Raw genomic sequence first — 15,887 nt, 5'->3', positions numbered from 1 at the left:
GCCACGGTAGAAATGGCTGCCCTTTTTCATATCCTGTGACAAGATGACCGTCCGGCGAAGGACGGCGCCGGCAGAAGAGGGGCTAGATGGATCCGATCTCCAAATTCCTGGTCAGTTACAAGATTCCCATCGGGGCATGGGGGAAGGCGTTTTTCACCTTCCTCACCGACAATTTCAACACCGTCTTGAGGGCCTTTTCCAATGGTCTAAATTTCCTGCTCGACGGGATGGTCGACGGACTTCTTCTGTTGCCGCCCGTCCTGCTCATCGCGCTGATCGCATTGCTCGCCTATGCCCTGCAGCGTTCGAAGGGGCTGGCATTGGCCGTCTTCCTCGGACTGCTGTTCATCCTCAACCAGAACCTGTGGAAGCAGACGGTGGAGACGCTGGTGCTGGTGGTTGCCGCCGCCGCCACCTCGATGGCCATCGGCGTGCCGCTCGGCATCTGGGCCGCGCACAAGCCGAAGGTCTACCGCATCATGCTGCCGGTGCTCGACCTGATGCAGACGCTACCGACCTTCGTCTACCTGATCCCGGTGCTGACATTGTTCGGGCTCGGCAACGCGCCCGGCCTGATCGTCACCATCATCTTCGTCATCCCGACCTCGGTCCGTCTCACCCATCTCGGCGTCACCTCGGTGCCGAAATCGATCATCGAGGCCGGCGAGGCCTTCGGTGCCACCAGGCGCCAGCTGCTGTGGAAGGTCGAATTGCCTTCGGCGCTGCCCACCATCATGGCCGGCTTGACCCAGTCGATCATGCTGTCGCTGTCGATGGTGGTGTTCGCCGCTCTCATCGGCGCCGGCGGCCTCGGCACCGAGATCAACCGCGCGTTGGGTTCCAGGAAAATCGACCTCGGGCTTGAGGCAGGGCTGGCGATCGTCGTGCTCGCCATCGTGCTCGACCGGATGACGCGCATCGGCGTGGGAGGCAAGAAATGACCGTCGCCGTCGATTTCAGGAATGTCGACATCGTCTTCGGCGCCGACCAGGCCGGCTCGCTGGCGCTGATCGACAGCGGCGCCACCCGCGCCGAGATCCTCGAACAGACCGGCAACGTGCTGGGCTGCGCCGGCGCCAGCCTCACCGTGAACGAGGGCGAGATCTCGGTGCTGATGGGGCTTTCCGGCTCCGGCAAATCGACGCTGCTCAGAGCCGTCAACCGGCTGAACGTCGTCTCGCGCGGCCAGGTGCTGGTCAAGGACGGCGACGGTACGGTCGACGTCGTCACCTGCGACGAGGCGACGCTTCGGCGGCTGCGGCAGAAGCAGGTGGCGATGGTGTTCCAGCAGTTCGGCCTGCTGCCGTGGCGCACGGTGGAGGAGAATGTCGGCCTTGGCCTCGAGCTCGCCGGCGTACCCGAAGCCGAGCGCAAGGAGCGGGTGAACAGGCAACTGAAGCTGGTTCATCTCGACCAGTGGTCGAAGAAATACGCGCATGAGCTTTCCGGCGGCATGCAGCAGCGCGTCGGCCTGGCGCGCGCCTTTGCCACCGAGGCGCCGATCCTGCTCATGGACGAGCCGTTCTCGGCGCTCGATCCGCTGATCCGGACCAAGCTGCAGGACGAGTTGCTGCAGCTCCAGGCCGAGCTGAAGAAGACCATCATTTTCGTCAGCCACGACCTCGAGGAGGCGCTGAAGATCGGCACCCATATCACCATCATGGAAGGCGGGCGCATCGTGCAAACCGGCGCGCCGGAAGACATCGTGCTGCGGCCCGCCAACGACTATGTCCGCGACTTCATCGCCAATGTGAACCCGCTCTCGGTGCTGACCGCGTGGAACGTCATGCGCGACCGCCGCGACCTCGAACACGGCGAGAACGGCTGGGTGTGGCTCGACCGGCGCAGGACGACGCGTTTCAAGATCGACGAGCATGGGCTGGTGGCGGCGGCCGAGCGCGACGGCAAGCCGGCGGTCTGGGTGTCCTGCGCCGATGTCGAAGCCCAGCCGGAGGAGACGGCTCAGGTATTCTGGGCCAATCCCGGCACCTCGCTGAAGACCGTGATGCTGGCTATGCATCGCTCGCAGACCGCACCGGTGGCGCTGTTCGACGACCAGTCGCGCTTCGTCGGCGCCATCGGCGTCAGGGATGTGCTGAGCGCGGTACTGCGAAGATAGTTTTTCTCCTTGGGGAGAGAACCAAGACCAAACGCCGAGTTCTGTCGCGCGCCCCTCTGTCCTGTCGGACATCTCTCCCACTTGGGGGGAGATCGGCGGTTTCGAGGACGGCTCTCACATTCCAACGTTTGTAATTGGCCAAATCGGCGACGACGGCCAATCTCCCCACCTGTGGAGGAGGTGTCCAGCAGAACAGAGGGGGCGCGAAGGAACGCCGGCTTAGCCCGATACCGCAAGCTAAACCGCCAGCGGCAGGCGCAGCTCCGTCATCAGGCCGCCATCGGGATGGTTGGACAGGCTGACTTCGCCGCCGGCGCTACGGGCGATGTTGCGGGCGATGGTCAAGCCGAGGCCGAGGCCGCCGGTCTGACGGTTGCGCGACTGTTCCAGGCGCACGAACGAGCCGAACACGGCGTCGAGCTCGGCTTGCGGTATGCCCGGACCCTCGTCATGGATCGCCAGCGTGATTGTCTTGCCTGATTGACGCAGGCTGAGATGCGCCCTCTTGCCATAGGTCACCGCGTTCTGGACGAGGTTGGTGACACAGCGCCGTAGCGCGACCGGCCGCGCGACGCAGATCAGGCCGCGCGAGCGCGCGTCCTCATTGTCGAAGGAGACCTCGTCGAAGCCGTCGGCGATCGATTCTACCAGCGACCAGAAATCGATCCTCTCGCTCTTCTCCTCGGTCACCTCGAAAGTGGCGAAGTCGATGACCGAGCTGGCAATGCCTTCGATGTCGGCGAGGTCGTGCGCCAGTGCGGCGCGCACGGACGAATTCCTCAGCAGTTCGAGGCGCAGCCGCATCCTGGTCAGCGGCGTGCGCAGGTCGTGCGCCAGTGCGGCCGCAAGATGCTCGCGGTCCTCGACGTAGGCGCGCAGCCTCGCCTGCATGGCATTGACCGCCTTTGCCGCGGTACGCACCTCGCGGCTGCCGCTCTCGGCGATCGGCGGGCTTTTCAGGTCCTCGCCGATCCGCTTCACCGCGGTCTCCATCATCCGGTAGGGCGCCGTCAGCCGGCGCAGCGACCAGATCGAGGAAGCCACCACCAGCCCGGCGATCAAGGCATAGAGCGGCAGGCTATCGAAGCTCAGTATCGGTCCGGCCGGTGTGTTCGGCTCGGTGAAGTTCAGCCATTGGCCGTCGGCAAAGCGAAGCGAAGCGGTCAGCTTGTCGCTCTGGGCGAAATCGGCCGCCAGCACCAGCAGGTCGCGCTCGACCTGGCCGATATCGGGACCGGCGACCGTCCCACCGGGAGCGTCGGCTTCGTGCGTTGCCGGGTCGCGGCGGACCCGCGCGTCGGTGATGCCGAACTTCGATAGCCGACCGACCAATATGTCTTCCAATTCGGCCAGTTCGTCGTCGCCGGCTATCGACGAAGTAACGGCGGGCGTGTCGGAGACGGTGAGCGCATAAGTGGCGTTGAACAGGCCGGAGGCCGTCGCCTTGCGCTGTTCCGGCGTAGCATCATGCATCAGCTGCACCAGCGAGAAGGCGCGGTCGTTCAGCCGGTAGAGATCGACGACGTCATTGGCGGCGGCACGGTCGCGCGAAACGATGTAAAGGGTCGCGATCTGGCTGATCAGCAGGCCGGCGATGACGATGAGCAGCACCCAGACCGGCAGCGTTTGCGGCAGGATGCGTCTCATTCGGAGGTCGTCTCAGGCAGGAACTGGTAGCCGCCGCTGCGCACGGTCAGGATCAGCTTCGGCGTTTTCGGGTCGTCCTCCATCTTGCGCCGCAGCCGGCTGACCAGAATGTCGACGCTGCGGTCGAAGCTGTAGCCGCTGTCGCCGCCGGACAGCTCGATCAGCTGCTCGCGGCTCAGTACGCGCTGCGCGCTCTTGACGAAGGTCTGCAGGAGATTGAATTCGGCCATCGTCAGCTCGATCCTGACGTCGCCGGGCGCCATCAGCCCGCGGCGCGAACAGTCCATCGTCCAGCCGGCGAAATGGTAGATCTGCCGCGAGGCGGCGCGTCGCGGTTCGGCGGCGCCATTGCGTCTCAAGACGGCACGAATGCGTGCGAGCAGCTCGCGCGGATCGAAGGGTTTCGGCACGTAGTCGTCGGCGCCCATCTCCAGCCCAACCACCCGGTCGGTAGTTTCGGTAACCGCGGTCAGCATGATGATCGGCGTCGAATAATTGGCGCGCAACTCGCGGCAGAGCTCCAGCCCGCTCTTGCCGGGCAGCATGACGTCCAGGACGATCAGGTCGACCTGGGCGCGGCGCAGGATGGTCTCCATCTCGGTGCCGTCGGCGGCGACTGATGTATGCAGCCCTCGCTTCTGGAAAAATTCCTGAAGGAGGTCGCGAATGCCCTTGTCGTCGTCGACGATCAGTATGTGGGGGTCGGATTTCACAGGGAACCTGTCATTTGTGGATCGCCCAAGCGCTGCTTCGGCCGTCAGCCAGACGATAGAATTCAGGCCATAAGTTGGCCAGTGGAGATCGGCGGCCCGATCTGGGCTGCCCAGAAACAATCCAGAAACAAAATTCTACAATCCGGAAAAACTGCCGAAAAAAATCAAAGGCATAAGTGGTGCCGTGGCGGTCAGGTCATCGGCTGCGACACGCGTTACGGGATTACGGACAGACCAATGCAAAGGTTCTCGATCAGTCTGATGGGTGCGTTGCTTTCCATTTCGCTCGTCACGGCCGCGGTCGAACATGCCGATGCAAAACTGGCCGATGCGAAGGTGGCCAATGCAAAGGCGGCCGATGCAAAGGTGGCGACCACCCGCAGCGAGCGTTGCATCGATCTGAACCGCCAGTTTGACGAAGCCCTCGAAACCCATGCCGCGGCAACGCAGGTCACCGCTGCGAAAGCACTTCAAAGAAAGGGAAACCGGTTCTGCGCCAACAAGAAACAGGCACAGGGAATCCGGATGCTCGCGAATGCTTTGAAGCTGCTTGGAGTGACACCGATCGATCCCGTTCAGTGACACAATCCGATCTGCACAAAAAGGAAGTGAAGCCATGAAAAAGTCCCTCCTCTCCGCCCTCGGTCTCGCCATCGCGCTGGCCGTCTCGATGCCGGTTCTCGGCGCCAGCAGCGCCAATGCCGCGACCACCACCGCGGCTGCGACGACAACGACGACCGCTGCGCCGGCCAAGGCCGTGAAGAAGGTCGCTGCCAAGAAGACCGTCAAGAAGCACAAGAAGCACGCGGTCAAGGCAACTCCGAAGGCCTGATCAAGCGACATCTTTCTACCCTATGAGAAGACCGCTCCAGTTGCGATTTGCCTGGAGCGGTCGTCTTTTTTGTTGCGTGCAGACAGTAGGGCCAGTCCCGGCCCACACCCCCCGTTGAACGCCAGACGGCAGTTCCCACATAGGCACGGACTTTTGAACTGCGCCTGCCGGGAAAGCCGATCGCGCGCGGTTGAATGGACGACCGCTTTTGCCCATGTCAAAATGACCGCAAAGCTGTCGTACGCAATTGCCGGTCCAATGCCTGAAATCACGACAAAACCCCGTACCAGCACGAAGCCGAAGGTCGAACGGCCGAAGCTCTACAAGGTCATCCTGGTCAATGACGATTTCACTCCGCGCGAGTTTGTCGTGACGGTGCTGAAGGCCGAGTTCAAGCTCAGCGAAGACCAGGCGCATAGGATAATGATCACCGCGCACCGGCGCGGCGTCTGCGTTGTCGCCGTCTTCACCAGGGATGTCGCCGAGACCAAGGCGGCGCGGGCAACCGATGCCGGCAAGGCCAAGGGCTACCCGCTGATGTTCACGACGGAGCCGGAGGAGTAGGGCGGCTCGCTTTCTTCCTTCTCCCCTTGTGGGGGAAGGTGGCCGAGCGAAGCTCGGTCGGATGAGGGGTGTTCCAGCTTGGCATCACCTGCACTCCGTCCAGCACCCCTCAACCGTCTTGGCGCTGCGCGCCAATCCACCTTCTCCCACAAGGGGAGAAAGATAAACCGCGTTACCGCCCTTCGCGGTACCACATCGAGCCCATCGCCAGAAGCAGCAGGCCGAGCCCCAAGAAGCCGCCGAACAGCGGCACGCGCGAGACGGCCTTGAGTACGCTGTCGTCGGTGGTGCGCAGGCCGATCCAGTCATCGCCGGAGGCAGCGCCCGAGGAACGGACCGGAACGATCGAGGGCAGCGTGACCGTGCTGGTGAGAGTGCCAAGTGCCGAGGCCGGCGCCAGCCGGCGAACGCTGCCGCCGGTTGCCTCAGCCGGTGGTTTGAGCCGGTTCTCGGTGGAGACGACGTCGGTGAATTCCGGCGCGTTGACCGGCCCGACATGGGCCAATGCCGTCAGGTCGCCATTGCCGACCTGATAGAGACCGATTTCGCTGGTCTCGACGCTGCCGAGGAAGACGCCTGGTTCGGATTTCTCGAGCCTGACGATCAGTGCCTTGCCGGACGGCGTGATGACTTGCGCCGGGCCGGGGTCGTCGCTCATCGTCTGGCGGCGGATTTCCAGCACCATGCCGCGGCCGTCGGCGGTCAGCCGCTCTTCCTCGAGTTCGGGCTCCTTCATCAGCCAGTGGGCGATGCGCCGGTAGAGTTGGACGTGGGGGCCACCGCCCTCGAAGCCGCGCGCCCACAGCCAGCCCTGGTCGGACAGAAGCATGCCGACGCGGCCTTCGCCCTTGCGATCGAGCAGCAGCAGCGGCCGGTTGTCGGCGCCCTTCATCACCACCTCGCCCTCGGGGTTCTCAACGCCGATGGTGCGGAACCAGCGGCTCCAGTGCGGCGGCTCGGTCGCGGAGCCATCGAGCCCGCGCGTTACCGGATGACGCTGGCCGGTATCGGTGAGGCGCGGATAGAAGGCCTTGTCGATGACCTCGCCGGTCGGCATTGCCGGCAGCGCCGACATCAGCGGCGTGCGGGCGATCGAGCTTTCGCCGGCATATTCGGGGCCTGCCGCGATCAGTAGCGCGCCGCCCTTTTCGACATACTCGGAGATGTAGTCGTAATAGAGGATTGGCAGCACGTCGCGGTGCTGATAGCGGTCGAAGATGATCAGGTCGAAATCCTTGATCTTCTCGACGAACAGCTCGCGCGTCGGGAAGGCGATCAGCGACAATTCGTTGATCGGCGTGCCGTCCTGCTTTTCCGGCGGGCGCAGGATGGTGAAGTGCACGAGGTCGACCGAAGCGTCGGATTTCAGCAAATTGCGCCAGGTGCGCTCGCCGGCATGCGGTTCGCCGGAAACAAGCAGCACGCGCAGATTTTCGCGGATGCCGTCGATCAGCGCGATGGCGCGGTTGTTGGTGTCGGTGAGTTCGCCCGGCTCGTGGTTGATGGCGAGTTCGACGATGTTGCGCCCGGCGCTGGGAATGGTCACCTGCAGCGGCATCGCCTGGCCGATGTTGGCGTGCTCGACCGATACCTGCTCGCCGTTGACCGATACGCGGACATCGACCGGGCCGGTTTCGTTGTTGGTGGCGATGACGCGATAGGTCATGTCGAGCGGCTTGCCAACGAGGCCGAAGCGCGGCGCATTCTCGAAGCGGATGCGGCGATCCTTCTCATGCTCGTTGCCGGTAATCAGCGCATGCAGCGGGGCATTGAAGTCAGGTGCGCCAAGCGGCGCGTCATGCACCTCGCCATCGGTGATCATGACGGCGCCGCCGATGCGCGATGGCGGCACGTCGCGGAAAGCATTTTCGAGCGAGGAAAACAACCGCGTCTCGGTGCGCTCGTCGGCGGCTTCGGACTTGCCGGCCTCGACGACACGGACGTCGAACTGCTTGAAGCGGCCGAGACGCTGCTGAAGCCCGGCCAATGCCGCATCTGTCTGCTTGGTGCGGTCGCCTATATCCTGGCTCTGGCTGCGATCGACGACGACGGCGACGATGCTTTTCAGCGGCTCGCGCTCTTCGTCGAGGAACACCGGATTGAGCAGCGCCGCAGCCAGCGCAATCAGGGCTGCCAGGCGGAAGACCGCGCCGCGCTGGCGAAACCAAAGGCCGGCGAGGGACAGCAGCAGCAGCGGCACCGGAACCACGGCGAGCAGCGGCCAGGTGATGAGCGGTTCGAAGGCGAGCGACCAGTTCATGGTCTATTGCCCCAACCGTTCGAGCAGCACCGGGACGTGCACCTGGTCGGATTTGTAGTTGCCGGTCAGCATATACATCATGATGTTGACGCCGGCGCGCAGCGCATAGATGCGCTGCATCGGATCCGAAGGCACCGTCGGCAATAGCGGGTCGCCATTCTCGTCGACGGCCCAAGCGCCGGCGAAATCATTGGCGGTGATCATGATCGGCGAAACGCCGTCGCCGGTGCGCACCGGGCGGTTCTCGGTGTTGCTGGCTTCGAGCGATGCCTCGACCCAAAGCGGGCTGCCGGCAAAACGGCCAGGAAACTCCGGAAGGATGTAGAAGGATTTGGTCAGCACGTGGTCCGACGGCACCGGCTCCAGCGGTGGCACGTTGAGGTTGCCGAGGATGTCGCGCAGCCGCTCCGTCGCCGGGCTGGTCGAATCCGCACCAATACCATTGGCGAACTGGTCTCGGGTGTCGAACAAGACCGTTCCGCCCTGCTGCATGTAGGCGTCGATGCGGGCGATGGCGGCCTCGCTGGGCAGCGGGGCCGAGGGATCGATCGGCCAGTAGATCAGCGGATAGAAGGAAAGTTCGTCCTTCGAGATGTCGACGCCGGCCGGTGCTCCGGGTTCGAGCGCGGTTTTTTCGATAAGAAAGCGGGTCAGGCCTTCGAGCCCGGCGCGGCTGATCGAATCGACACCCGGCTCGCCGGTCAGCACGTAGGCGATCCGGGTCTTTGAAATGTCCCCGATCGCCTCCGTATCTCCCGGTTTGGCGTCGTCGGCACGCGCGACGTCCGCGTGGCCAATCAAGGCGCCGAGCGCAATCAGCAGGACGGCTGCCGTCGCCGCAGCGCCGGCACGGCGCGGCCGGCGCGACAACAGGCCGCCCATCCAGAATACGGCAAGCGTGTCGAGCACCATCAGCACCAGGGCGGCCGTGACAAGCGGACCTTTGAGGTTGTGCTGCTCGTCGAAGGCATACTGGATGGTGGTGACCGGCACCGTGATTTCAGGCCGGGCCAGCGGCCTGAATGCGCTGTCGCCGCCGAGCAGATTGTGAGCGAACACTCCTGTCTCGGAGCCGTAGAGGCCGGGCGGGTTTTCCAGCGTCACCGGCAGCGGGCCGGCGCCGGGCACCAGCGGCCTGGCATCCGGCGTCGGCGGCACCAGCGTGCCGTCGGCGGCGATCATACGATAGGGTGCCAGCGACGTGGCGGCGGCCTCGGCATTGGCGACAGCCGCGCCCTGGTTGCGCGACAATTGCACGATGCGCCGCAGCATCTCGACGAAGCTGCCGGAGATCGGCAGGTTGGACCACGTCGCCTCGGGGGTGACGTGGAACAGTACGAGGGTGCCCTTGTCCTTCTTCATCCCGGTCACCAGCGGCGTACCGTCGGCAAGCGTGGCCCAGGTGCGCTCGACGATGTCGGGCGTCGGTTCGGCCAGCACCTGCCTGGTGACGGTGACCTCGGTGGGCGGCGCGAGGTCGGCGAAGGGACCGGTTTTCGGGAATTCGGTGACCGGCTGCGGCGCCGTCCATGACAGCGCGCCGCCAAGCGATCGTTCGCCCGTGCGCAGCCGAACTGGCAGCAGGTCGTCGTCATTGCCGGCAGCGGCCAGCCGCGAACCGGCAAAACGCACCAGCGTGCCGCCCTTGTCGACCCAGTCAACCAGCCTTTGCCGCGCTTGTTCCGGAATGGTGCCGACATCGGCCATGAGGATCATCGCCGGCTTCTGGTCGAGCAGTTGCGGGATGGCGTCGGCGAGATCGACGCTCGACGGCTCGACCAGATCGGCGAACGGCTGCAGGGCGCGGCGGATGTAGTAGAGCGGCGACAGCAGCGGTTGCGCCTGGTCGGCCTCGGCCTGCGACAACAGCCCGACGCGGCGGCGTTTTGAGCTCTCATCGAGCACGCGGACGGCACCGGCCTGGCGCTCGCCATCGAGCGCGATGTAGGCGAAGTCGTTACGCAGTTCGAACGGCACCGCCACCGTGCCGGTGGCGGTGGTTCCGCCCGGGGCAAAGGTCAGCGTCGCGTCGGCAATGCGGCGCCCCTTGTCGTCGAAGGCGCCGGCCGTCACCTGTGCAGGTGCCGGATCGCCCGGTGCGCGGATGGCGGTCAGGGCGAAGCCGTCGACCTGGTTGTCGGCGCCGGTCAGGCCGGTCAGCGACAGCCGGTCGGAGACGGCCCAGACAACACGTGCCGCGTTCTTCGACAACAACGTGTTGAAGGCGGCTTCGTCGCCTTGCGCCGCCAAGCCATCGGCGAGCACCGCGACGCTGGCGCCAGGCAGCGACTCCAAGGCTGAAGCGACGCGGGCATAGACGGCGGGGCGGTCGGTCGGGATCGGCCGCGGCTTTGCCGCGCGCAGCCGGTCGAGCGCGGCAGCGGCATCGAAGGGACCGATCTCGGCATTCGGCTTCTCGGCGGTGAAAGCGATGAGCACCGGCACGCCGTTCGAATTGGCATCGGCGATCAGCCGCTCGGCGGTGGCGACCCGCTTGCCCCAGTCGGCGGCACTTGCCCAGTCATTGTCGATCACCAGCGCCAGGGCAGCGCCCTCGGCCGGCAGCTTTTCGCGCGGATTGAAGACCGGTTCGGCAAGTGCTGCCACGACAAGCGCGGCCATCAGCAGCCTGAGCAGCGTCAGCCACCAAGGGCTCTGCTGCGGCGTTTCTTCGCGCCTCAGCACGCGGGCGAGAATCCTGAGCGGCGGAAACACCTCGGTTTGCGGCCTGGGCGGGGTCAGCCGCAGAAGCCACCAGATCACCGGCAGCGCCAGCAGGCCCCACAGCACCATCGGCGCCCCGAAGGAGAGCGGCAGCCAACTCATGCGCGGGCCCTCCCGGCAAAGGCGCCTTCGCCGGTCATCGCCATGTGGATGCGCACCAGCGCCTCGGAGGCAAGGCGATCGGTATGATTGACGGTAAAGCTCCAGCCAAGCCGTTTGCACCAGGCGGCCAGTTCCTGGCGGCGGGCGGCATAAAGCAGGCGATATTCCTCGCCCAGCATTTCGGCGCGGCCGGCGGTCAGCTTGTCGCCGGTCTCAGGATCGGTGAATTCGGTGCGCCCGGCATAGGGGAAGCTTTCCTCGGCCGGATCGGCGACCTCGACCAGATGGGCGCGCACGCCGTGGCGGGCGAGCACGTCCAGCCACGCCATGGTGTCCTCGACCGGGTCGAGGAAATCGCTGACGAGGACGATGTCGCAGAACCGGCGAATGCCGGATAGGTCGGGCTTTGCCGGCAGGTCGGCGGCGTGCATCAGTTGCGCCGCGATGCGCTCGGCGCCATTGCGGGCGGTGAACGGGTCGGTCAGGCCCGGCCAGGCAATGCGCTCGCCGCTGCGCGACAAAAGCTCGGCCATGGCCAGCGCCAGCACCAGGGCGCGCGATTCCTTGGAAACGCTGGCTCCGGTCGATTTGTAGAGCATGGAAGGCGAGGGATCGGCCCAAAGCCACACCGTGTGGGCGGCCTCCCATTCACGGTCGCGGACATAGGTGTGATCGTCGCGGGCGGAACGGCGCCAGTCAATGCGCGAGGAATCGCCTTCGACATAGGGCCGGAACTGCCAGAAATTCTCGCCGATACCGCGCTTGCGGCGGCCATGCCAGCCGGCAATTACCGTGTTGACGATGCGGCGCGCCTCGACCAGCAGGTCCGGCACCAACGAAGCCCGCAACCGGCCTCTGGCGAGCGCATCGCGCGTCGCTGCCGGTGCCTGCGCTTCACCGATGCGCGCCATCAAATCCCTTTCGCGAGCTTCGCCACAACATCGCGAACCGTGGTGCCCTCGGCGCGGGCGGCGAAGGTCAGCGCCATGCGGTGCTGCAGCACCGGCTCGGCGAGCGCGCGGACGTCGTCGACCGACGGCGCCAGCCGGCCGTCATAGAGGGCGCGGGCGCGGGTGCACAGCGTCAGCGCCTGGCTGGCGCGCGGGCCTGGGCCCCAGGCGACGTACTTGTCGGTATCGGCGTTGCCCTGGCCGGGGCGCGCTGAGCGCACCAGCTTGAGGATCGCCTCGACGACGCTTTCCGGCACCGGCATACGGCGGATGAGCGTCTGGATGTCCTTCAGCCGCGCCGGCTGCAGCACGTTTTCAGCCTTGGCATCCTCGATACCGGTGGTTTCCAGCAGGATGCGGCGCTCCGCCTCGATCTCGGGGTAGAGGATATCGACCTGTATCAGGAAGCGGTCGAGCTGCGCTTCCGGCAGCGGATAGGTGCCTTCCTGCTCCAGCGGGTTCTGCGTCGCCAGGACGTGGAACGGTGACGGCAGATCATGGCGCACGCCGGCAATGGTGACGTGGTATTCCTGCATCGACTGCAGCAGCGCCGACTGGGTGCGTGGCGAGGCGCGGTTGATCTCGTCGGCCATCAGCAGTTGCGCAAAGATCGGCCCGGAAATGAAGCGGAAGGAGCGCTTGCCGAATTCATCCTGCTCCATCACCTCGGAGCCGAGAATGTCCGATGGCATCAGGTCGGGCGTGAACTGGATGCGGCGCGAATCGAGGCCGAGCACGATGCCCAGCGTTTCGACCAGCTTGGTCTTGGCGAGGCCGGGCACGCCGACCAGCAGTGCATGGCCGCCGGCCAGCAATGCGACGAGCGTGCGCTCGACGACGCTTTCCTGGCCGAAAATGACCCGGCCGACGCCGTCACGGACCCTCGAAATGTCGGCCAGCGCTTTCTCGGCCTGCGCCACCATGTCCTTTTCGCTGATCGGGCTTTCCTTGATCATAACGCTCATGCAGCATCGATCCTTCTGGTTGGAAATTCCGCTTGGCACCTTGGTGCCGCAGAGAATGCCGCGATTCGGCCTCGCATGGCGCCTGCAATGAACTTAAATCACAGACTTAGGCTGACAAGCGGAACAACAGTGACTATTTCGTGACCATGACGGAAGCCGCCGACCATCGTGAAGAGAGGCTGACGGCCGCGACCGAGGCGCGCGGGCTGGAGGCGCTGGTCTCGCGCGCGACGCGCGCTGGCAAGGGGCCGGCGCCGGTGGAACGCTGGAATCCGGCATTTTGCGGCGATCTCGACATGGAAATCAAGCAGGACGGCACCTGGTTCTATCTGGGAACGCCGATCGGCCGGATGCCGCTGGTGCAGCTTTTTTCCTCAGTGCTGCGCAAGGACGCGGACGGTAGAACCTACCTGGTGACGCCGGTGGAAAAGGTCGGCATCCGCGTCGCCGACGCGCCCTTCATTGCCGTCGAGATGGACGTGTCGGGCGCCGGCGACGGACAAATCGTCACCTTTCGCACCAATGTCGGCGACGTGGTAGAGGCTGGGGCGGGACACCCGCTGCGCTTCGTCGATGAGGACGAGACAGGTGGCCTGAAGCCTTATGTGCTGGTGCGCGGGCGGCTGGAGGCGCTGGTGGCACGGCCGGTGATGTACGAATTGGTCGAGCACGGCGAAGAGATCGACATCGGTGGCAAGACGATGTTTGCCGTCCGTTCCAAAGGCGAGGTCTATCCAATCATGCCGGCTGAGAAACTGAAACGGCTGAGCGCATGATGGACCGCCTATGATGGATCAGGTGATGCCGTTGCCGTTTTCCGCTGCCGGGTTTCGCCAGCGCGTCGCGGCACAGCCGCTGGCGCATGCCGGCGACGATTTTGGCGACCACCGCTTCAATCCGGGCCATCCCAGGCTGAAGCTGGCCAAGGCGCTGCGCGATGCCGCCGTGCTCATCCCGGTGGTCGATCATGGCCATGAAGCCACGGTCCTTTTGACCAGGCGGGCGGAAAAGCTGCGCAACCATTCGGGGCAGGTGGCTTTCCCCGGTGGTACCATCGATCCAACCGATGCGAGCCCGGAAACGGCGGCGTTGCGCGAGACATCCGAGGAGATCGGTCTCGATAGTGATTACATCGAGATCATCGGCCGTCTGCCGGACTACGTTTCCGGCAGCGGCTATCGCATCGCCCCGGTGCTCGGGATTGTACGGCCCGGTTTCAGCCTGACGCTGAATTCCGACGAAGTCGATGCCGTCTTCGAGGTGCCGCTGGGCTTTCTGATGGACCCCGCCAACCACACCAGAGACAGTCGCATGTGGAACGACCTCGAATGGTTCTATTACGAGATGCCCTATGGCGGCCAGCGCATCTGGGGCGTCACCGCGGGCATCATCCGTACGCTTTATGAAAGGCTCTATTCGTGAGCGATCCAGTGTCGATCGCGGGCAAGGCCGGGTGGCTCGGCGAACGCCACCTGCAGCGCCTGCTCGCCGCGCTGACCGATGGCGGCGAGGAGGCGCGTGTCGCCGGCGGTGCGGTGCGCAACGCGCTCATGGGCCAGCCGGTCGCCGACATCGACATCGCCACCACCACGGTGCCCGAGGAAACCATCCGGCGCGCCGAGGCGGCAGGCTTCAAGACGGTACCGACCGGCATCGAGCATGGCACAGTCACCGCGGTCGGCCACGGCAAGGCCTATGAGGTCACCACGCTGCGTGCCGATATCGAAACCGACGGCCGGCGCGCCAAAGTGTCGTTCGGCCGCGACTGGAAAGCCGACGCTGAGCGGCGTGATTTCACCATCAATGCACTCTATGCCGAAGCCGATGGAACAGTCGTCGATCTGGTCGGCGGTATCGCCGATATCGAAGCGCGGAGGCTGCGATTCATCGGCGATCCGGAAGCGCGTATCCGCGAGGATTATCTGCGCATCCTGCGTTTCTTCCGTTTCTTCGCATGGTATGGCGACGGCAGGCCGGATGCCGAAGGGTTGAAGGCTTGTGCCCGGCTGAAGCAGGGGCTCGACCAGCTCTCGGTCGAGCGCGTCTGGTGGGAATTGAAGAAATTGCTGTCAGCGCCAGATCCGTCGCGGGCGCTGCTGTGGATGCGCCAGGCCGGCGTTCTGACCGCCGTTTTGCCGGAAAGCGAGAAATGGGGCATCGATGCCATCCACGGGCTGACCAAGACCGAGAAGGATCTGGCCTGGGCGCCGGACCCGCTGCTCAGGCTGGAAGCCATCGTGCCGCCGGATGCCGCGCGCATGAAAACGCTTGCCGAGAGATTGAGGCTTGCCGTGAGCGAAGCAAGCCGGCTGCGGAATTGGGCGATCACGGCTGCCGTCGATCCGAAAACGACCGAAGGAGAGTTGGCGAAAAGGCTTTATTTTGGCGACCGCCAAGGCTTTGTCGATCGGTTGCGGCTGTTGCTCGCTTCCGCTCGAGCCCGCGCGGTCGAAGACAATGACGCACTGCTCGAAGCCGGCGGCTTCTCGCGCCTGCTTGCCTTCGCTGCAAAATGGCAAAACCCTGTTTTTCCGGTCAAGGGCGCCGATCTGACGACGCTTGGCGCATCACCGGGGCCGAAGCTTGGTGCAACGTTGAAGAATCTCGAAAAGGAATGGGTCGAGTCCGGTTTTGCGCTTGATCGCGGCGCGCTGCTCAAGCGCGCCGCGGAGGCACTCGAATCCTGACCGTCACGCTGCGTCGCGGACCTTTTCGATGCGCGAGCGGATCGCCTCGATCATCGTCTCGCGGATCACCGTCTCGCCGTGCGTCTCGCGCAGATGCTCGACGGCACGGCGCATGACCTCAGCCTCCTCCTCGGCGCGTGTGTGCCACTCGCAGCCGGGTACGAGCGACCCGCAATGGAATTCCTTCATCGGCTTCTCCTCATTTCCTCCTTGGAGCGCCGCGCCGCGCAATGACACGGAAGCTCCAGACCTTTGACTGCGCGATCCGGAAACCGCGTCCGGTATCCGGGCTACACGCTGGCCAGCTTAGCATAACACGATCGA

The 15,887-nt window shown here is 64.9% G+C and carries 15 protein-coding genes; 8 read left to right on the top strand and 7 right to left on the bottom strand.

Annotated features, from left to right (window positions below; translation table 11 throughout):
- The first annotated feature begins 86 nt into the window (after positions 1-86).
- A complete protein-coding gene (gene choW / locus X773_RS67415) occupies positions 87-941 on the top strand; it encodes a choline ABC transporter permease subunit (protein ID WP_023679504.1) in 855 nt (284 codons plus the stop codon).
- Positions 938-2,119, top strand: a complete 1,182-nt coding sequence (gene choV, locus X773_RS67410; protein ID WP_023679503.1) for a choline ABC transporter ATP-binding protein — start codon at positions 938-940, stop codon at positions 2,117-2,119. Before choW ends, choV begins: the two co-directional genes overlap by 4 nt.
- A 237-nt stretch (positions 2,120-2,356) precedes the next feature.
- On the opposite strand, the gene X773_RS67405 is transcribed toward choV, so the two are convergent.
- Together X773_RS67405 and X773_RS67400 are read right to left on the bottom strand one after the other, a co-directional pair.
- Positions 2,357-3,766, bottom strand: a complete 1,410-nt coding sequence (locus tag X773_RS67405) for an ATP-binding protein (RefSeq protein ID WP_023679502.1) — start codon at positions 3,764-3,766, stop codon at positions 2,357-2,359.
- Positions 3,763-4,479, bottom strand: a complete 717-nt coding sequence (locus X773_RS67400; RefSeq protein ID WP_023679501.1) for a response regulator transcription factor — start codon at positions 4,477-4,479, stop codon at positions 3,763-3,765. Before X773_RS67400 ends, X773_RS67405 begins: the two co-directional genes overlap by 4 nt.
- 237 nt (positions 4,480-4,716) lie before the next feature.
- Here X773_RS67400 and X773_RS67395 point away from each other — a divergent pair, with 237 nt between their 5' ends.
- The 3 genes from X773_RS67395 (at position 4,717) to clpS (ending at position 5,875) form a co-directional block, all read left to right on the top strand.
- Positions 4,717-5,061, top strand: a complete 345-nt coding sequence (locus tag X773_RS67395) for a hypothetical protein (RefSeq protein ID WP_023679500.1) — start codon at positions 4,717-4,719, stop codon at positions 5,059-5,061.
- Positions 5,062-5,095: 34 nt separating this feature from the next.
- Positions 5,096-5,311 (top strand): hypothetical protein, encoded by a 216-nt coding sequence (locus X773_RS67390; protein ID WP_023679499.1) that lies wholly within the window; start codon positions 5,096-5,098, stop codon positions 5,309-5,311.
- A 258-nt stretch (positions 5,312-5,569) separates the two neighbouring features.
- Positions 5,570-5,875, top strand: a complete 306-nt coding sequence (gene clpS / locus X773_RS67385; protein WP_023679498.1) for an ATP-dependent Clp protease adapter ClpS — start codon at positions 5,570-5,572, stop codon at positions 5,873-5,875.
- 172 nt (positions 5,876-6,047) lie between these two features.
- On the opposite strand, the gene X773_RS67380 is transcribed toward clpS, so the two are convergent.
- The 4 genes from X773_RS67380 to X773_RS67365 are packed head-to-tail and all read right to left on the bottom strand — an operon-like array spanning position 6,048 to position 12,876.
- On the bottom strand, positions 6,048-8,135 hold the full coding sequence (locus X773_RS67380) for a membrane protein (protein WP_023679497.1): 2,088 nt from the start codon (positions 8,133-8,135) through the stop codon (positions 6,048-6,050).
- Between the two features lie 3 nt (positions 8,136-8,138).
- A complete protein-coding gene (locus X773_RS67375; protein WP_023679496.1) occupies positions 8,139-10,961 on the bottom strand; it encodes a DUF4159 domain-containing protein in 2,823 nt (940 codons plus the stop codon).
- Complete coding sequence (locus X773_RS67370) at positions 10,958-11,872, bottom strand: DUF58 domain-containing protein (RefSeq protein ID WP_023679495.1); 915 nt, start codon at positions 11,870-11,872, stop codon at positions 10,958-10,960. The genes X773_RS67375 and X773_RS67370 overlap by 4 nt, the downstream gene beginning before the upstream one ends.
- A complete protein-coding gene (locus X773_RS67365; RefSeq protein ID WP_023679494.1) occupies positions 11,872-12,876 on the bottom strand; it encodes a MoxR family ATPase in 1,005 nt (334 codons plus the stop codon). Before X773_RS67365 ends, X773_RS67370 begins: the two co-directional genes overlap by 1 nt.
- Positions 12,877-13,022: 146 nt before the next feature.
- Here X773_RS67365 and X773_RS67360 point away from each other — a divergent pair, with 146 nt between their 5' ends.
- From X773_RS67360 to X773_RS67350, 3 genes are read left to right on the top strand one after another with little or no spacing between them, the layout of a single operon-like run.
- Complete coding sequence (locus X773_RS67360) at positions 13,023-13,652, top strand: DUF1285 domain-containing protein (RefSeq protein ID WP_023679493.1); 630 nt, start codon at positions 13,023-13,025, stop codon at positions 13,650-13,652.
- A gap of 13 nt (positions 13,653-13,665) precedes the next feature.
- Positions 13,666-14,298, top strand: a complete 633-nt coding sequence (locus X773_RS67355; RefSeq protein WP_023679492.1) for a CoA pyrophosphatase — start codon at positions 13,666-13,668, stop codon at positions 14,296-14,298.
- Positions 14,295-15,563: a CCA tRNA nucleotidyltransferase gene (locus tag X773_RS67350; protein ID WP_031212590.1), complete on the top strand. Its 1,269-nt coding sequence runs from the start codon at positions 14,295-14,297 to the stop codon at positions 15,561-15,563. Before X773_RS67355 ends, X773_RS67350 begins: the two co-directional genes overlap by 4 nt.
- Before the next feature lie 3 nt (positions 15,564-15,566).
- Here the strand turns inward: X773_RS67350 and X773_RS67345 are convergent, their stop codons facing one another.
- Complete coding sequence (locus X773_RS67345) at positions 15,567-15,752, bottom strand: DUF1059 domain-containing protein (RefSeq protein ID WP_023679490.1); 186 nt, start codon at positions 15,750-15,752, stop codon at positions 15,567-15,569.
- Positions 15,753-15,887 lie beyond the last annotated feature (135 nt).

Origin of the sequence: Mesorhizobium sp. LSJC280B00 (assembly GCF_000502835.1) — a bacterium.
Lineage (GTDB): Bacteria > Pseudomonadota > Alphaproteobacteria > Rhizobiales > Rhizobiaceae > Mesorhizobium.
The sequence above is the reverse complement of the archived record's forward strand: the minus strand, read 5'-3'. Positions and strand labels throughout refer to the sequence as shown.

What these genes read in the sequence shown, in the direction of transcription:
- X773_RS67355 (WP_023679492.1), top strand. Translation starts at nt 13,666, where the DNA reads ATGGATCAGGTGATGCCGTTGCCGTTTTCCGCTGCCGGGTTTCGCCAG.
- clpS (WP_023679498.1), top strand. Translation starts at nt 5,570, where the DNA reads ATGCCTGAAATCACGACAAAACCCCGTACCAGCACGAAGCCGAAGGTC.
- X773_RS67345 (WP_023679490.1), bottom strand. Translation starts at nt 15,752, where the DNA reads ATGAAGGAATTCCATTGCGGGTCGCTCGTACCCGGCTGCGAGTGGCAC.
- X773_RS67365 (WP_023679494.1), bottom strand. Translation starts at nt 12,876, where the DNA reads ATGAGCGTTATGATCAAGGAAAGCCCGATCAGCGAAAAGGACATGGTG.
- X773_RS67405 (WP_023679502.1), bottom strand. Translation starts at nt 3,766, where the DNA reads ATGAGACGCATCCTGCCGCAAACGCTGCCGGTCTGGGTGCTGCTCATC.
- X773_RS67390 (WP_023679499.1), top strand. Translation starts at nt 5,096, where the DNA reads ATGAAAAAGTCCCTCCTCTCCGCCCTCGGTCTCGCCATCGCGCTGGCC.
- X773_RS67395 (WP_023679500.1), top strand. Translation starts at nt 4,717, where the DNA reads ATGCAAAGGTTCTCGATCAGTCTGATGGGTGCGTTGCTTTCCATTTCG.
- X773_RS67375 (WP_023679496.1), bottom strand. Translation starts at nt 10,961, where the DNA reads ATGAGTTGGCTGCCGCTCTCCTTCGGGGCGCCGATGGTGCTGTGGGGC.
- choW (WP_023679504.1), top strand. Translation starts at nt 87, where the DNA reads ATGGATCCGATCTCCAAATTCCTGGTCAGTTACAAGATTCCCATCGGG.
- choV (WP_023679503.1), top strand. Translation starts at nt 938, where the DNA reads ATGACCGTCGCCGTCGATTTCAGGAATGTCGACATCGTCTTCGGCGCC.
- X773_RS67360 (WP_023679493.1), top strand. Translation starts at nt 13,023, where the DNA reads ATGACGGAAGCCGCCGACCATCGTGAAGAGAGGCTGACGGCCGCGACC.
- X773_RS67370 (WP_023679495.1), bottom strand. Translation starts at nt 11,872, where the DNA reads ATGGCGCGCATCGGTGAAGCGCAGGCACCGGCAGCGACGCGCGATGCG.
- X773_RS67380 (WP_023679497.1), bottom strand. Translation starts at nt 8,135, where the DNA reads ATGAACTGGTCGCTCGCCTTCGAACCGCTCATCACCTGGCCGCTGCTC.